Source organism: Ruegeria sp. CE12, from assembly GCF_056537525.1.
Map to the genome: position 1 here is coordinate 1 of NZ_JBQFRS010000072.1, position 681 is coordinate 681.

The following is a 681-nucleotide window of genomic DNA, read 5'->3' on the forward strand; positions in this document are numbered from 1 at the left end:
GCTGCTTGCCCCGCTTGGCACGCCAAAGGCCCACCCCACCATGCCCGACACAAAAGCCCCAAGGCCCATACCGAGTAAAATCGGCAATTGATGGTGTTTGCGGATCAGAACAAAGGTCATGGCCAGAAACCCGCCCATAGACAGGCCCATCAAGCCGCCCCAAAGCGTGGCTAAATCAAAGGGCAGGCCCGCATCGGATTTGCCGAATATCGCCAGAGCAATCCCGAAAAGAACCGCCGCAATCGTCAACCATGTGGCGCGGGTCGTAGGCTCGCCCAACATCAAATGAGACAACACCGCCGAGAAAATCGGGACGGTCGCAACGCCCATCAACACCACAGTGACGGGGGCCACCGCGATGGCCACGCTGAAAAGCGTCCCATTCAGCGCCTGACACAAAACCAACAAAGCACCTGCGCCCGTGGCAAGGGCTGACACTTCAACAAGATGCCGCCCACGCGCGGCTATCAGCCAAGCCGCAATCAGCACCAAACCCATCGCCGTGCCGCGCCAGCCCAACATCTCGAACCCGCCCATACCAGACAAGCGCATCAGCAACGTATCAGGCGCGATGATCAACGCGCCCGTCAGTGCAAGCAATAAGCCATACGCAGGATGCTGTTTCATAGGTGGCTCCGCAAAATCTTTACTTCGCCGCTATAGGCCTGATCGGGATCAGCG

At 58.7% G+C, this 681-nt stretch carries 1 protein-coding gene; it reads right to left on the minus strand.

Annotated features, from left to right (window positions below; translation table 11 throughout):
• Nucleotides 1-627 (minus strand): EamA family transporter (locus ACR0IO_RS23210; RefSeq protein ID WP_480745228.1); only part of this gene is annotated, 627 nt, incomplete at its 3' end.
• Nucleotides 628-681: the final 54 nt, after the last annotated feature.